A 15,796-nucleotide genomic window follows, 5' to 3' on the forward strand; every position below is an offset into this window, starting at 1 on the left:
GTCGTCACTGTCGTCGTCCCCCTTCGTCGTGCCCCCCGGACGGTGGCACGGGTATCTCGGTGGTGTCCTCAGCCTCGGCGCGCCGTACTCCGCTGTAGAGCCGCGAGAGCATGCCGCCGACCGCCTCCGGGTCCGGGTCGGTGCGGGTCGGTGCCGTCATCGGTTGGGCCGAACGGGTGACAGCGCTCAACTGCGCCATGGGCACCCGCACCGGCAGTCCCCGCTCGTTGGTGCCGGCGGTCACCGGGATGGTCGGTGGCGCCGCCGGTGCGGGCACCACCGGCGAGGTCGGGCCCTGCCGCGAATACCAGCCCCCACCGTTGCCGTTGCCGTTGGCGGCGGCCGGGGCCAACACGTCCTCGGCGCGCACCGGCATCGGGCGGCCCTGACGCGGCACACCGACGCCCGGCGGGCGACCGGCCACCGGCAGGTCCCGCACCGCGGCACCCGGTGCGGCGGCAGCGCCCGGCCAGCCCGCCCCGGGCTGCGCGGCCAGCCCCCGCGCCGCGCTCGCCGCGAGCATCCGCGCCGACGGGGGCGCGTCCAGCTCCACGTTGCCCGGGGCAGCCAGCAACTCCGCGGGCAGGACGAGCCGGGCGACCAGGCCATCCTCGCCGCCCTCCAACCGCACACGGAGGCCCAACCGGGCCGCCAGGTGGCTGACCACGAAGAGCCCCATCCGCTCCACCGCCGCCACGTCCGCGGCCGGCGGGCTGGCCAGCACCTCGTTCGCCTGCACCAGCGCGGCCGGGCTCATGCCCAGACCACGGTCGACGATCTCGATCAGCGGACCGCCCGCTCCGACCCGGGCGGTCACCACCACGGCGGTGTCCGGGCGGGAGAAGGCCGTGGCGTTCTCCAGCAACTCGGCCAGCAGGTGCACCAACTCGCCGACGGCGTGCCCGACCACGTGCACGTCCGCCACCGACTCGATCCGGACCCGCTGGTACTGCTCGATCTCGGCGGCGGCGGCCAGCAGCACCGCACCGAGCCCGACCGGCCGGTTCCACCGCCGGGTGGAGTCGGTGCCGGCGAGCACCAGCAGGCTCTCGTCGTTACGGCGCATCCGGGCGGCCAGGTGGTCGAGCTTGAACAGGTTCTCCAGCTGGTCCGGGTCGCTCTCCTCGCGCTCCAGGTCGTCGAGCAGCTCCAACTGGCGCTCCACCAGCACCTGACTGCGCCGGGCCAGGTTGACGAACATCGCGTTGACGTTACGCCGCATGAGCGCCTGCTCGACGGCGACAGTGACCGCGCTGCGGTGCACCGCCACGAACGCCTCGGCCAGCTCGCCGATCTCGTCGAGCGAACGGACCACCGCCGGCGCGACCTCGATGCGGGGCACCCCGCCGGTGACGGTCTTCAGCCGGTCCAGGGCGTCGGGCAACTCGACCTGGGCGATCCGCAGCGCCTGGCTGCGCAGCAGCCGCATCGACCGGGCGACCGACCGGCCGATGAGCAACGAGATCAGCAGGGCGGCCAGCAGGACCGTGACGACCCCGCCGACCACCAGCAGGGTCGCCCGCAGCTGGTCGGCGCTGGCCTCCTCGGCCTGCCGCACGGCGTCGTCGAGCACACCCGCCTCAAGCTGGCGCAGCGACTCCTGGCGTTGCTGGCTGGCCGACCACCACTGCTCCGACGGGAGCACCTGCGGCGACGCGCCGCCGGAGGACAGGCTGCGCTCCTCCAGATCGGTGGCGACCAGGAACATCGGCGACACCGACGTCTCGTCGTAGCGGCGGATCTGCGCACTGGTCGCGGCCACCCGGAACGCGCCGAGCGCGGTGAGTTGCTGACCGCGCAGGTCGGCGAGGATCACCCGGTCCTCGGTGCCGTACGCACCGGCGCGGGCGGCGGCGTAGAGCTGGCCCCGCACCCGGGAGGACAGTTCCTTGACCCGGGCCAGCTGGACGTAGCGCAGCACCGCGTCGTTCAACGCCGGCTGGTTCTGACCCGGCGTCGGTTCGGCGAGCAGGTCGAGCAACGCCCCGACCGCCCGGTGGTAGTTGCTCAGGATGGTCTCGCTGCTGAGCACCGCCGGTGGGATCGCCGCACGGATGTCGACCACCTGGTCGTACGCCTCCAACGCCTCGGAGAAGGCCACCCGCCAGGAGGCGTCCGCGTCCGCCAGTGGCTCGGCGGCCCGGCTGAGGTCCACGATGGCCTTGTCGGTGGCCGCCTGCAACGGCTTCAGGTCGTTCGCGGCGGTCTGCCGGTCACCACCCTTGCGCAGCTCACCCAGCTCCCCCGCCGAGCGGTCGCGCTCCTGCTGGAGGTGGTGCACCGCGGCGGTGATCTGCCGGCCGATGCCGACCTGACTGGAGAAGTCGTTCAACGCCGTCGTCCGCCCCACCAGCGTGCTGGTCTGCACCCCGGCGAGCAGGAGGAACGCCATCGACGGCACCACCAGCACGGTGGCGAGCTTCGTGCTCATCCGCCAGTCGCGCAGCCGGAACGGTGACCGCCGTCGATGCGGAACGACTCGGACGTCGAAGCGGCGGCGGCGATGGTTCGACACCGCACCGTTCGCCGGGTCGGGACCTGCCGCCACCCTGCCTCCTCCGTCCTACCGCGTCCACCGCGGTCGGGGGAGCGCAGTCCATCCAACCAGGCTCGGTACCGCTGTCAACGGCCCGGGCGAGGCCGAGGTTCAGGAAGGATACTGCGGGTGGGAACGTCCTGCCGTGGTCGGTAAAACCAGCTCGTCCGTCCGGCCGATGTCGGCGAGCTCGATCGCGTCACCGAAGCGCCCCAGCGCGATCAACGCGGCACCGGTGGCGCCGATTTCCGGGTTGCGTTGGTGCGACACCGGTCGCGGTGCGAGCGCGGTGGCGAAGGCCTGCCGCCACCACACCGAGGCGGCGACCGCGCCGCCGCCCAGCACCACGCCGACCGGTTTGTCGATGGTGGACTCCAGCACCCCGAGGTCGTCGGCGACCAGCTCACACAGCCCCTGCATCAGCCCGGCCAGGATGTCGACAGCTGTGGTGCTGAAGCTGAGGCCGCGCAGCGCGCCGCTGCCCGCCGGGGCCAGCCCGGGTGCCCGGTCGCCGCCGAAGCGGGGATCCGCCGGTCGACCACCGCCCGCCGGCACCAGCGCCAGCGCCGCGTCCAGCTCGGCGCCCTGGGGCAACCGCAACTCCCGGTTCGCCCAGGCGAAGAGGTTGCCGCCGTTGGCGTACGCGGCACCGGTCACCACGTGGTCGTGGTCGACCCGGTAACGCCACAACCGTTCCGGCAGGCGGGGCATCGGTTCGCCGGCCGGGATCCGCTGCATCAGCCGTACGGCCGCGGAGGTGCCCACCGTGACGGCGGCCCGGGTCGGGTCGACGCAGCCCGAGCCGACGTTCGACGCCCCACCGTCGCCGACCGGCGGTGACCAGCGGGCCTGCGCCAGCTGCGGCCACCGACGAGCCAGGTCGACCCGGAGCCGGCCGTGCCAGTCCAGCTCACCGAGGGGCGGCAGCTGCGCCGGTGTCGCCTCGGCCAGCGCCAGCGCCTCATCGTCCCAGCGCAGGGTGCGCAGATCCAGCAGACCGGTCCCGGAGGCCTGAGAGATCGACATGGGCGCGGTGTCGAGCAGCTCACCCAGCACGTACTCGGGCAGACCGACGAAGCGGGCGATCGGAGTGCCGGACTGCTCGCGCAACCAGGGCAACCGCATCGACCAGTACGACCGGTGCCACCAGCAGCCGGTGCGCTGGTGGAAGCCGTCCGGGTCCGCCGGCCCGGGGGTGCGGCCGACCGGGGCGGGCCGGGTGTCCAGCCAGGTGACCACCGGGCCCAGCGGAGCGCCGTCGCGGTCCAGCGGAAGCACCGAGTGCCACTGGGCGGAGACCGCCACCAGGTCGACGTCGTGCAGGTGCCCCGACTCGGCCAGCTCGTCCAGGCACTCGACCAGGCTCGCCAGGTAGTCCCGGCCGGACAGCGTGCCGGTGCCGTCGTCGCCGATGGCGAGGTCGACCTTGCGGCGGGCCAGTGCGCCGGGCAGCGGCTGCGTGTCCGCGTCCAGCACCAGCCCGCGTACCGAGGAGGTGCCCAGGTCGAGCGCGAGAATGTTCATCGCCGGTCAAGTTACCCCGTGTCAGCGGGGCGACGGGCGCGTAGGGTGGATCACATGCTCGCGCACCTGACCAGTTGGTGGCCCGCCGACCCGGCGGCGATCCCCCGCGCGTAGCTTTATCCACGCGGCCGCCATCGAGGCGGTCGCCGGATCTCCCGGTTCCAGGGCCGCCCGAGGGCGGCACCCGGCCCGACGGAGATTCCGATGACCCAGCTGACCGACCTGCTCGCCGCCGTCACGCACGGCGTCGACCCCGGCCCCTTCGCGCTGCTGCGCCGCGACGGTGCTGACGAACTGGACCTGTTCACCGGCCCGGTCGACACCGTCGAGGGGCTCACCGACATTCCGCTGCCGCCGGGCCCACCCGGGGCCCGGACGCTGGCCCTGGTGCCGTACCGGCAGATCACCGAGCGTGGTTTCGCCTGTGTCGACGACGGTGCCCCGCTGGAGTTCCTCCAGGTCCGCGCGCACCAGCGGATCGCGCTGGCCGACGTCCTCGCCGTGCTGCCCGACGAGCCGGTCCACACCACCGACGCCGGCTTCGACGTCAGCGACGAGGAGTACGCGCGGACCGTGCAGCGGGTGCTGTCCGAGGAGATCGGTCGGGGCGAGGGCGCGAACTTCGTGATCCACCGCGCCCTGCACGCCACCGTGCAGGGCCCGTCGCTGCGGGCCGCGTTGGCGGCACTGCGCCGGCTGCTGGTCGGCGAGCGCGGCGCGTACTGGACGTTCGTGGTGCACACCGGCACCCGGACGCTGGTCGGCGCCAGCCCGGAGCGGCACGTCAGCGTCGACGACGGGCTGGTGATGATGAACCCGATCAGCGGCACCTTCCGCTGCCCGGGTGGCGTCGCGGACCGGACGGCGCTGCTGCGTTTCCTCGCCGACCCGAAGGAGGTCGAGGAGCTGTACATGGTGCTCGACGAGGAGCTGAAGATGATGGCCACCGTCGCCGAACACGGTGGGCAGGTGATCGGGCCGTACCTGAAGGAGATGACGCACCTGGCGCACACCGAGTACCTGCTCGCCGGGCGGGGCACCCGGGACGTGCGGGAGGTGCTGCGCGAGACGATGTTCGCCCCCACCGTGACGGGCAGTCCGATCGAGAACGCCTGCCGGGTGATCGCCCGGCACGAGCGCCGGGGTCGGGGCTACTACGGCGGTGTGCTGGCGTTGCTCGGTCACGACGAGGCGGGCCGGCAGACGCTCGATGCCCCGATCCTGATCCGGACCGCCGAGATCTCCCCCACCGGCCGACTGCGGGTGCCGGTCGGCGCTACCCTGGTCCGGCACTCGACGACGGCCGGCGAGGTGGCCGAGACGCACGCCAAGGCCGCCGGTGTGCTGGCCGCGCTCGGCCTCGGTCCGGCGGCGTCCGTCGGCGAGCGCGGGCCGGTCGCGCGGCTGGCCGACGACCCGGGGGTACGCGACGCGCTGGCCGCGCGTAACGCACCGCTGGCGCGGTTCTGGCTGGACCAGCGGTCACCGGACGCGCCCGGACTGCCCGCGCTGGTCGGCCGCCGGGCGTTGATCGTGGACGCCGAGGACACCTTCACCGCGATGCTGGCCCACCAGCTGAGCGCGTTGGGTCTCGCGGTGACCACCCGGCCGTGGCAGGCGAGTGGCCCGGTCGACGACTACGACCTGGTGGTGGCCGGTCCCGGGCCGGGTGACCCGGGCAGCGCGGACGCGCCGAAGATGGTGGCGCTGCGCGCGTTGCTGACCGGGCTGCTGGCAACCGGTCGTCCCACCCTCGCGGTCTGCCTCGGCCATCAGGTGCTGGCCGGGCTGCTGGGGCTGACGCTGCACCGCCGGGAGGCGCCCTACCAGGGGTTGCAGCGGGAGGTGCCGGTGTTCGGGCGGACCCGCCGGGTCGGGTTCTACTCGACGTTCACGGCCCGCGCCGAGGCCGACCGGTTGGCCACCGCGTACGGGCCGGTGGAGCTGGCCCGGGACCCGGGCGACGGTGCCGTGCACGCCCTGCGGGGGCGCGGCTTCGCCGGGGTGCAGTTCCACGCCGAGTCGGTGCTCAGCCCGGACGGGCTCGCCGTGCTGAGCGAGCTGTTGGCCGATCTGCTGCCGGCGGCGCGCCCGCAGGAGCTGTCGGCGACGCGCGACGGCGCATAGTCACAGTGCGCCGGGGGTAGGGCTGGATGGACCGGTGGCGCGGACGGGCCGAGAGCCCCCGCCCGCGCCACCGGTCACCCTCGTCCGTCAGCCGGCCGCCGGCTCAATTTTTCCGCAACTTCCCGGTCGTTCCGGCCCGACGCCGCGCGCGGACGGCGATCCTGATGGCATCGGTGCCGGCGGGATCGAGCCGTCGCCCCGCACCGGGCGCCTGAACGGGGGATCGCGCTCCGCCGGCAACGGAGCTGGCGTAGCGCGATCAGGGGACCGGGTAGGCCCCGCCCGCGCTCAGTGGACCAGGGTCGCCATCAGCCGGTCCAGTTCGGCCGCCGGGTCGACGGTGAGGCCGGTGTGCACCGGCCCCGTCTGGATCATCGTGCTGCGCGGCGCGGCCAGCCAGTGGAACCGCTCACCGAGGCGCATCCGGGTCGCCGGCCCGTCACCGGAGCAGGTCCGGTCCCAGGAGTCGAGCACCGCCGCCACCGCCGGCAGGTCGACGTCGGGTGCCAGCGCGCGAACCCGCTCGGCGTCCAGGTGCGTCCGCGCGGCCAGGTAGTCGCGCTGCTGGCAGTAGAGCAGCACCCCGACGTTGATCTGCTCGCCGCGCTCGATGCGGGGTACGAGCCGGATCAGCGCGTACTCGAAGGGTTGCCTCATGCCCCGCTCCCCGGTGGCAGCCAGTCGGCCGTGCGGGCGACCCGGCGGGTCAGGTGGTGCAGGTACGCCTCGCGCGCCGCGTCGGCCGTGTCGAAGTCGGCGGCGGTCAGCCACTCCCCCGGCACCAGGGCCAGCACCTCGCTGAGCAGCTCCGGGGTGACCTGGGGCGCCAACTCGGCGTCGGCCTCGGCCAGCCGCGACGCGTACGGCGCCAGCACGTGGTCGTCGGCGCGGTAGGCCCGGTGCACGGCGGCGCCGGCGCGCGGCCAGTTGTGGTGGAAGTACAGCGAGGCGCCGTGGTCGATCAGCCACAGCTCCCGGTGCCAGACGAGCAGGTTCGGATTGCGCCAACTGCGGTCGACGTTCTCCACGTACGCGTCGAACCAGAGCACCCGGGAGGCCAGCGCCGGGTCGACGGGGTGCGCCACCGGGTCGAAACCCAGCGCCCCGGGCAGGAAGTCCATCCCGAGGTTGGCGCCACCGCTGCCGCGCAGCAGCTCCTGCACCTCCTGGTCGGGTTCGGCCCGCCCGATGACCGGGTCGATGTCGAGGACCACCAGCGGCGGCACCCGCAACCCCAGCCGGCGGGCCAGTTCGCCGCAGATCACCTCGGCGATCAGCGCCTTGGGCCCCTGCCCGGCGCCGCGGAACTTCGCCACGTAGGTGCCCAGGTCGTCGGCCTCCACCACGCCCGGCAGCGACCCACCCTCGCGGAGCGGGGTGACGTAGCGGATCGCGGTGACCTGGCGGAGCACGCCGCCCACCCTACTGTGCTGCCCGGGACGGGTGGGCGGGCCGGCCCGGACCGGCACGCGCGGGTCAGTCGAGCTTGTCGCGCAGGTTGTCGACCTGGGTCTGCAGCCGGTCGACAGCGTTCTCGTTGTTGACGAACGTGGTGATCCCGGCGGCCAGACCGAGCCCGATCAGCACGGCCAGGATGCTGAGCACCAGGCCGCCGATCGACACGCCACGACCGGTGACCCCGGGTCGGCGCGCCATCTTGAGCCCGACGATGCCGAGGATGATCCCGATGATGCCCAGCACCAGCCCCAGCCAGGCGAGGATCGCGGTCAACACGCTGAACAGGCCGGCCACTCCGAACACCAGGGCGAAGGTCGCCGCGGCGCTGGTCTTGGCGCGGGCGTCCCCCCGGTGGCTGCGGGACCCGGCCGTCACGCCGGCACCCCGGGCCGGCTCGCTTGCGGCAGTCATGAGACTCCCTTCCGTACGCGCGGCGCGCGCACTTCCGGCGAGCCGCTTTCCCCCGAAGACCCCTGTTACGCCTCCCACCAGCGGGAGTGTCGGTGGTCGGCCCTAGGCTGGCCGCCCGGCCACGAAAAGGAGCGCCCGATGCCTGTCGACCTCAGCGCGGCCGAGGCGCTCGCGCTGCGGATGACCAGCTTGTTGCTGCGCCCGCAGCCGAGCACCCGACCCGGCACCGTCGCCGAGGTGGTCGAGTGGTTCGGCGCGATGCAGGCACAGGACCTGGCCAGCGGGTTGTGGTCGCTGGGAGCCCGACTGCCCGGTTGCCGCGTGACCGACGTGCAGGCGGCGTTGGAGCGGCGTGAGGCGCTGCGGACCTGGCCGATGCGGGGCACCGTGCACCTCGTGCCCTCCGCCGACGCCCGTTGGATGCTGGAGCTGACCGGTGTCCGATCGCTGGCCGCCGTGGCGACCCGCCGGGCGCAGCTCGGGCTCAGCGAGGCCGACGCGGACCGGGCGGTGGACGTCCTGGGTGCCGCGTTGGCCGGCGGCGGTCGGCTCACCCGCGCGCAGTGCCTGGCCGCCCTGCGGGCCGCCGGCCTGGGCACCGATGGGCAGCGCGGCTACCACCTGCTGTGGTATGCGAGCGTGCGCGGGGTGACCTGTGTGGCGCCCAACGTCGGCACCGAGCAGACCTTCGCCCTGCTCGACGAGTGGGCACCCGAGCCCCGCCGGTTGGAGCGGGACGAGGCGCTGGCCGTGCTCGCCCACCGCTACGTTCGCTCGCACGGCCCGGTCACCGACCGCGAGGTCGCCGGGTGGAGCGGGCTCACCCTCACCGACGCCCGGCGCGGCCTGGCCGCCGCCGACGACGCGCTGAGCACCGTACGGGTCGACGGCACGCCGATGTACGTCGACGCGGCGGTGCCCGACGCGCCGCGCACCATGACGGACGACGTGCGGGCGTTGCCCGGTTTCGACGAGTATCTGCTCGGTTTCCGGGACCGCACGTTGATGCTCGACCCCGCCCACCAGGCGGCGGTGGTGCCGGGCAACAACGGCATCTTCCAGGCCACTGTGGTGCGCGCCGGTCGGGTGGTCGGCGTGTGGAAGCGCAAGATCACCCGCAGCGCGGTCACCGTGACCGTCCGGCCGCTCACGCCGCTCGACGTCGCCGCGCGGGCCCGGGTGGAGCAGGCGCTCGGGCGCTACGCCGACTTCCTCGGGCTGCCGGCCCGCTTCGACTGGCTGACCTGACCAACGGCGTCACGCGCCGGCGGCGGGTCGGCCGGTCGTGGGCGGGCGGCGCTGAGCAGGTCGGCGATCCGCCGCACCCGGGGGTCGTCGCGGATCTGCGCCACGCTGGCCGGCAGCGGCAGCCGCCAGTTCGGGTACTCGTCCACCGTGCCGGGCATGTTGGGTTGGCGCACCTCGCCCAGCACGTCGTAGAGGGAGACGCCGAGCAGCCGGGTCGGGCTGGCCGCGAGCGCGGCGTGCATGGCCACCACCACCTCACCGTCATCAGGGGTCGCGTTCGCATCGCGCAACGCCGGATCGGCATCCGTCCTTTGCTCTGCACCCCCGGAGGCGACAGTCACGGCCGGTAGCTGCGGTGTCGGCTCGGGCAGCAGGTTCTCGGTGCGCAGCATCGTGAGCAGCCGGTCGCGGTCGGCGGCGGCGCGGGCCTGCTCCACCGCCACGTCGGTGCCGAGCAGTTTCAACTCGTCGCGCACCCGCACGTGCTCACCGGTGAGGAAGCCCGGTGCGGTGGGCAGGTCGTGGGTGGAGATCGTGGCGAGGGCGTTGCGCGGCCACCGGGCCGGTGGGACGAAGTCACCGTTGTCGTCGCGGGCGAACCACAGCACTGTCGAGCCGAGCATGTTGCGCCCCCGCAACCCTCGGGTGACCGCCGGTTGGACGGTGCCGAGATCCTCACCGACCACCACCGCGCCGGCCCGGTGCGCCTCCAGCGCGAGGATGCCGAGCATCGCCTCGGCGTCGTAGCGCACGTAGGTGCCCTCGGCCGCGCCGCCGCCCGGCGGCACCCACCACAGTCGCCACAGGCCGGCGACGTGGTCGACCCGCAGGCCACCGGCGTGCCGCAGGGCCCGGCGCAGCATGTCCCGGTAGGCGGCGTAGCCGGTGGCGGCGAGCCGGTCCGGGCGCCACGCGGCGAGGCCCCAGTCCTGGCCGAGCTGGTTGAAGTCGTCCGGTGGGGCACCGACCCGCACGCCCTGGGCCAGCACGTCGGCGAGCTGCCAGCCGTCCGCCCCGCCCGGGTCGATGCCGACGGCCAGGTCGTGCACGACACCGACCGGCATCCCCGCCGCGCGGGCCGCCGCGGTGACGGCGTCGAGCTGCTCGTCGCACAGCTGTTGCAGCCAGGCGTGGAAGGCGACCCGGTCGGCGAGCTGCCGACGCTGCTCGGCGACCGCCGGGGCGTCCGGGTCGTGCAGCTGCACCGGCCAGGCCCGCCAGTCGTTGCCGTGCCGCTCGGCGAGCGCGCACCAGGTGGCGAAGCTGGTCAGTGCCGGGTCCGGGGCGAGGTCCACCGGCTGCGCGTACGGGTGCAGCAACTCCAGGGCGTGCCGCTTGGCGGACCACACCTCGTCGTAGTCGATCAGGGGCCCCCGGTCGGGGCGCAACGCGTCGACCACCACACGGGTCGCCGGGTCCGCCGCGCGGTACGCGGCGGTGTCGCTGACCCGCAGGTAGAGCGGGTTGACGAAGCGTCGGCTGGCGGGCGAATACGGTGAGGTGGCCACCGGGTGCGCCGGCCCGACCGCGTGCAGCGGGTTGAGCAGCACCAGCCCCGCCCCGGTCGCCCCGGCCCACTCGGTGAACTCGGCGAGGTCACCGAGATCGCCCATGCCCCAGGAGCGCTCCGAGTTGAGCGCGTAGAGCTGAAGCATCCAGCCCCAGGCCCGGGGTGGCACCGGGAGCCGGCGCGGCACCACCACCACTGTGACCTCCCGGTCGGCACAGGCCAGCCGGTGCCAACCCAGCGGCAGGTCGGCCGGCAACTCACCGTCGACCGCCCGGCGACCACCGTCCTCCAGGGTCAGCACCCCCGGTCCGGGCAGCGCCCGGCTGCGGCCGTGGGTGAGCACGACCGTCTCCGGCAGGGCGCCCCGGTCGACGGCGCGGGCGGCGGCGAGGGCGTCGGCGATCGCCGTCGGGCTGGTGGCGTCCACGCCGAGCAGCCCCAACACGCCCACCACGGTTTCCGGTGCGACCTCGACGCGGCGGTGCCGCCAGTCCTCGTACCAGGTGGAAACACCGTGCGCGTTGGCCAGCGCGGCCAATCGTCGGTTCATCCCGCCCCCCGCTTCACGACGTGACCTGCGACCACCTTGCCACGGCCGGGCGCACCGCGCAGCGCACGACGAGGGCCGACGGGCGAACCCGTCGGCCCCCACGATGGACGCTGTCAGTCGGCGAGCGCGCCGGCGGCCCGGCCCTCGTGCAGGGTCAGGTTGCGGCCGTTGGTCGGGTCGAACAGGTGGATCTTCTCCAGGTTGAACCAGACCCGCCGCGTCTGCCCCTCGGCGACCGGGGACTCGGCGGACAGCCGGGTCACCAGGTTGCCGCCGGCGCCGGCGAAGTCGGCGGCGCCCGCGTCGGCGGCCAACTCCTCCAACTCGGCGGCGCTGGCCTTCTCACCCTCGACGGTGAAGTAGACGTACTTGTCCGAGCCCATCGACTCGACGATGTCCACCGGCGCCTCGAACTCCATGCCCCGCCGACGCGTGTCGTCGTCGACCAGTTCGGCGTCCTCGAAGTGCTCGGGCCGGATGCCGAGGATCAGCTCACGGGGCGCGTCGGCCGCCTCCAACTCCCGGCGGACCCGGTCGCCGAGCGGCACCTGCCCCAGGGCGGTGTGCAGCTCGCCGTCCTGCACGGCGGCGTGCAGGAAGTTCATCGACGGTGAGCCGATGAAGCCGGCCACGAAGAGGTTGCGGGGGTGGTCGTACAGCTCCTGTGGTGGCCCGACCTGCTGCACGGCGCCACCCCGCATGATCACCACGCGGTCGCCGAGGGTCATCGCCTCGGTCTGGTCGTGGGTGACGTAGACGGTGGTGGTGCCGAGCTGCTTCTGCAGGCGGGACACCACGGTACGCATCTGCACCCGCAGCTTGGCGTCGAGGTTGGACAACGGCTCGTCCATCAGGAACGCCTTCGGCTGGCGGACGATCGCCCGGCCCATCGCCACCCGCTGGCGCTGACCACCGGAGAGGTTGGCCGGCTTGCGGTCCAGCAGGGAGGTCAGCTCCAGCACCTTCGCCGCCTCGTCGACCTTGGAGTTGATGGTCTCCTTGTCCAGCTTCGCCAGCCGCAGCGGGAACGCCATGTTCTCCCGCACCGTCATGTTCGGGTAGAGCGCGTACGACTGGAACACCATGGCGATGTCCCGGTCCCGGGGAGCCTTGTCGTTGACCCGCTGCCCGCCGATGCGCAGCTCACCGGAGCTGATGTCCTCCAGCCCGGCGATCATGTTGAGGGTGGTGGACTTCCCGCAGCCGGACGGCCCGACCAGGATCACGAACTCGCCGTCGGCGATCTCCAGGTCGACGTCCTGCACGGCGACGGTCCCGTCCGGGAAGCTCTTGCTCACCTTGTCCAGCACGATGTCAGCCATGACTACCCACCTATCCCTTGACTGCGCCGGAGGTCAGACCGGACACGATGCGACGCTGGAAGAAGAGGACGAACAGGATGATCGGTACGGTGATCACCACGGCGGCGGCGCAGATCGCCCCGGTGGGGTCCTCGAACTGCGACTCGCCGGTGAAGAACGACAGCGCGACCGGCACCGTACGGGCACGTTCGGTGGAGGTCAGCGTGATGGCGAACAGGAAGTCGTTCCAGCAGAAGATGAAGACCAGGATCGCCGTGGTGAACAACCCGGGCGCGGCCAGTGGCGCGATCACCCGCCGGAACGCCTGCCCCTGGGTGGCGCCGTCCATCTTCGCGGCCTTCTCCAGGTCCCAGGGGATCTGCTTGAAGAACGCCGACAGCGTGTAGATCGCCAGCGGCAGCGCGAAGGTGATGTACGGCAGGATCAGCCCGGGCCAGGTGTCGAACAGGCCCAGCTGACGCTCGATCTCGAACAGCGGCGACACCAGTGACACCTGCGGGAACATCGCGATCAGCAGGGAGACGCCGACCAGCAGCTTCTTGCCGGGGAAGTCCAGCCGGCTGATCGCGTACGCGGCCATCGCGCCGAGCACCACAGCGATCAGCGTGGCGATCAACGCGATGCCGATCGAGTTGATCAGTGCCCGGACGAACTGGTCGGTGTCGAAGATGGTCCGGTAGTTGTCGAGCGTCCATTCCCGGGGGATGAAGTTCCCGTCGGTGAGGGTGGCCGGCGTCTTGAACGACAGCGACGCGATCCACAGCACCGGGACCAACGCGAAGACGACCACGAGGACGTCGAGCAGACCCCAGCGCAGCTTCGCCCGGGTGGTGGTTTCGACAGCCATGTCAGCGCCTCTCTCCGTCGTCGCTACCCGGGGCAGCGGTGCCGAACAGCTTCACGAAGACGAACGCGATGATCGCCACGGTGATGAAGATCAGCACCGACATCGTCGAGCCGATGCCGAGGTTGAGGCCCCGGATCAGGTTGTTGTAGGCGAGCATCGACACCGACGACGTCTCGTTGCCTCCGGCGGTCAACACGAAGATGTTGTCGAAGACCCGGAACGCGTCCAGGGTGCGGAACAGCAACGCGACCAGGATCGCCGGCTTCATCACCGGCAGCATCACCTTGGTGAACTTCTGCCAGGCGGTAGCGCCGTCGGTGGAGGCCGCCTTGAGCAGGTCCTCCGGCACCAGCGCCAACCCGGCCATCAGCAGCAGCGCCATGAACGGGGTGGTCTTCCAGATCTCCGCGAGCATGATGATCGCCAGCGAGCTGGCCCGCTCGGTCAGCGGCGCGCCGTCGCTGAACAGGTTGGCCAGGTAGCCGGTGCCGGGCGTCCAGGCGTACCGCCAGGAGAACGCGGCGACCACCGTGACGATCCCGTACGGAATCAGCGCCGAGGTCCGGACCAGGCCGCGCCCGATCAGGGTGCGGTGCATGATGATCGCCAGGCCCATGCCGAGCACCAGCTCGACGGCCACGGTGACCACCGTGATCAGCATGGTCACCCCGAACGCGGTCCACCAGAACTCGTTGGTGAGCACCGTGACGTAGTTCTCCAACCCGATGAACTCACGCTGATCGGGAAAGCGCAGGTCGAAGCGCTGCAACGACAGCCAGACCGAGTAGATGATCGGGTACGCGGTCACCAGGACCATGACCAGCGCGGCGGGCGCGCAGAGCAGCAGGCCGAGCCGGCGTTCGGCTTTCTTGTTCTCGCTCAGTGGGGGCTTGCGACGGCCGCCCCGCTGGGTGGGCACGGTGGCGCGCTGGCCATCGGTCTTCTCCGGTGTCTCGGTGGTGGCGGGCCGGGTCATGGCAGGACCCCCTTCGACTGGAGGGCGTCGGCGATGGCGTCGCGCAGCTCGTCGGCGGTCTGCTGCGGGCGGATCCCGGACGGCGGCGACAGGATCGCCGACATCACTGTGGAGATGCTCTGGTAGGCGGGGGTCAGCGGACGCGTCGCCGGCTCCTTCAGCTCCTCCAGGATGGTGTCCTTCATCGGGTACGCCTCGGTCATCTCCGGGTCGTCGAAGACCGCCTCGATGGTGGGCGGCACGCCGTCGTTGATGGCGGAGAACTTCTGGTGCTCGGCGCTGCGGATGCAGCGGGCCGCCTCGAAGGACTGCTCGGGGTGCTTGGAGTAGGAACTGACCGCCAGGTTGACCCCACCGATGGTGACCTTGCTGGGGGTGCCCTCGTCGATGCCCGGGATCCGGGCCCAGCCGACCTGCTTGGCCAGCTCCGGGTTCGCCTCCTGAAGGGCCGGATAGACGAACGGCCAGTTCACCTGGAACGCGCCGGCGCCGGACTGGAACTCCAGCCGGACCGGGTCCTCGGTGGCGTTGCTGAACGACGGCGAGGTCACGCCCGACGTGGCGAACTTCTTCAGCTGCTCCAACGCCCGGACGGTGCCCTGGTCCATCACGGCCTGGGTGCCGTCGTCGTTGAGGATCTTTCCACCGGCGCTCTCGGCGAGGGTGTTGTAGAGGACGACCAGGCCCTCGTACTGGGCGCCCATGGTGAGCACCTGGTACGGCTTGCCCTGCTCCTTGAGCTGCTGGGCGGCGCTGATCATCTGGTCCCAGGTGGTCGGCGGCTGCGGCACCAGGTCCTTGCGGTACCAGAGCAGCTGGACGTTGGTGTTCTTCGGCGCCGCGTACAGCTTGTCCTCGTACCGGGCGGTGGCCAGCGGTCCGGCGAGGGTGCCCTGCTCGACCTCGGCCCTGTCCTGGCCGGTCCACTCGCGGATCCAGTCGGCGCTGGCGAACTCCTGGGTCCAGGTGACGTCCAGCCCGAGCAGGTCCATCCCGCTGTCCTCGGCGGCGAGCCGGCGCACCATCTGCACCCGCTGGTCGTCGGCCTGCCGGGGCAGCACCCGGTAGGCGATCTCGTACCGCCCCTGGGCCTGCGCGTTGCAGTCGTCGACGACCTTCTGCAGGTTCTGCTCGGGCGGGTAGTACAGGTTGATCGTCGGTGGGCCACCCGCGTCGTCAGCGCCGCACGCGGCCAACGGCGCGACGAGTGCCAGCGCGGCAGCCGCCGCGCCCAGCCGAACAACCGGCCGGCGTCGGTGTCGAGCCGTGTCGGGGTCCGTCATCGCC

At 72.5% G+C, this 15,796-nt stretch carries 12 protein-coding genes; 2 read left to right on the forward strand and 10 right to left on the reverse strand.

Going from position 1 to position 15,796, the window contains the following annotated elements:
- Nucleotides 1–4 precede the first annotated feature (4 nt).
- Nucleotides 5–2,548: a nitrate- and nitrite sensing domain-containing protein gene (locus QCZ28_RS28950; RefSeq protein WP_279519579.1), complete on the reverse strand. Its 2,544-nt coding sequence runs from the start codon at nucleotides 2,546–2,548 to the stop codon at nucleotides 5–7.
- Between the two features lie 99 nt (nucleotides 2,549–2,647).
- Entirely contained in the window at nucleotides 2,648–4,060 is a 1,413-nt protein-coding gene (locus QCZ28_RS28955) for an FGGY family carbohydrate kinase (RefSeq protein WP_279519580.1), read from the reverse strand.
- Between the two features lie 204 nt (nucleotides 4,061–4,264).
- On the opposite strand from QCZ28_RS28955, the gene QCZ28_RS28960 reads away from it, so the two are divergent.
- A complete protein-coding gene (locus tag QCZ28_RS28960; protein ID WP_279519581.1) occupies nucleotides 4,265–6,187 on the forward strand; it encodes an anthranilate synthase family protein in 1,923 nt (640 codons plus the stop codon).
- 288 nt (nucleotides 6,188–6,475) lie between these two features.
- Here the strand turns inward: QCZ28_RS28960 and QCZ28_RS28965 are convergent, their stop codons facing one another.
- The 3 genes from QCZ28_RS28965 to QCZ28_RS28975 all read right to left on the reverse strand — a co-directional run bounded on the left by QCZ28_RS28965 (nucleotide 6,476) and on the right by QCZ28_RS28975 (nucleotide 8,056).
- The gene (locus tag QCZ28_RS28965; RefSeq protein WP_279519582.1) at nucleotides 6,476–6,844 is read right to left on the reverse strand and encodes a DUF3037 domain-containing protein; all 369 of its coding nucleotides are present in this window, start codon (nucleotides 6,842–6,844) and stop codon (nucleotides 6,476–6,478) included.
- Nucleotides 6,841–7,599, reverse strand: a complete 759-nt coding sequence (locus tag QCZ28_RS28970) for a HipA family kinase (RefSeq protein WP_279519583.1) — start codon at nucleotides 7,597–7,599, stop codon at nucleotides 6,841–6,843. Before QCZ28_RS28970 ends, QCZ28_RS28965 begins: the two co-directional genes overlap by 4 nt.
- A 64-nt stretch (nucleotides 7,600–7,663) precedes the next feature.
- Nucleotides 7,664–8,056, reverse strand: a complete 393-nt coding sequence (locus QCZ28_RS28975; protein WP_279519584.1) for a hypothetical protein — start codon at nucleotides 8,054–8,056, stop codon at nucleotides 7,664–7,666.
- 138 nt (nucleotides 8,057–8,194) lie between these two features.
- On the opposite strand from QCZ28_RS28975, the gene QCZ28_RS28980 reads away from it, so the two are divergent.
- Nucleotides 8,195–9,304: a winged helix DNA-binding domain-containing protein gene (locus tag QCZ28_RS28980; RefSeq protein WP_279519585.1), complete on the forward strand. Its 1,110-nt coding sequence runs from the start codon at nucleotides 8,195–8,197 to the stop codon at nucleotides 9,302–9,304.
- On the opposite strand, the gene malQ is transcribed toward QCZ28_RS28980, so the two are convergent.
- From malQ to QCZ28_RS29005, 5 genes are all read right to left on the reverse strand, one after another.
- Complete coding sequence (gene malQ, locus QCZ28_RS28985) at nucleotides 9,256–11,364, reverse strand: 4-alpha-glucanotransferase (protein WP_279519586.1); 2,109 nt, start codon at nucleotides 11,362–11,364, stop codon at nucleotides 9,256–9,258. The genes QCZ28_RS28980 and malQ overlap by 49 nt on opposite strands.
- 113 nt (nucleotides 11,365–11,477) lie before the next feature.
- Entirely contained in the window at nucleotides 11,478–12,686 is a 1,209-nt protein-coding gene (gene ugpC, locus QCZ28_RS28990) for a sn-glycerol-3-phosphate ABC transporter ATP-binding protein UgpC (protein WP_279519587.1), read from the reverse strand.
- A gap of 10 nt (nucleotides 12,687–12,696) precedes the next feature.
- Nucleotides 12,697–13,533 (reverse strand): carbohydrate ABC transporter permease, encoded by an 837-nt coding sequence (locus QCZ28_RS28995; RefSeq protein WP_030328686.1) that lies wholly within the window; start codon nucleotides 13,531–13,533, stop codon nucleotides 12,697–12,699.
- A gap of 1 nt (nucleotide 13,534) precedes the next feature.
- Nucleotides 13,535–14,509, reverse strand: a complete 975-nt coding sequence (locus QCZ28_RS29000) for a sugar ABC transporter permease (protein WP_279519588.1) — start codon at nucleotides 14,507–14,509, stop codon at nucleotides 13,535–13,537.
- Entirely contained in the window at nucleotides 14,506–15,792 is a 1,287-nt protein-coding gene (locus tag QCZ28_RS29005) for an ABC transporter substrate-binding protein (protein ID WP_279519589.1), read from the reverse strand. Before QCZ28_RS29005 ends, QCZ28_RS29000 begins: the two co-directional genes overlap by 4 nt.
- Between the last annotated feature and the right edge of the window lie 4 nt (nucleotides 15,793–15,796).

Origin of the sequence: Micromonospora sp. DH14 (assembly GCF_029809455.1) — a bacterium.
In the GTDB taxonomy this organism is placed as follows: domain Bacteria; phylum Actinomycetota; class Actinomycetes; order Mycobacteriales; family Micromonosporaceae; genus Micromonospora; species Micromonospora parva.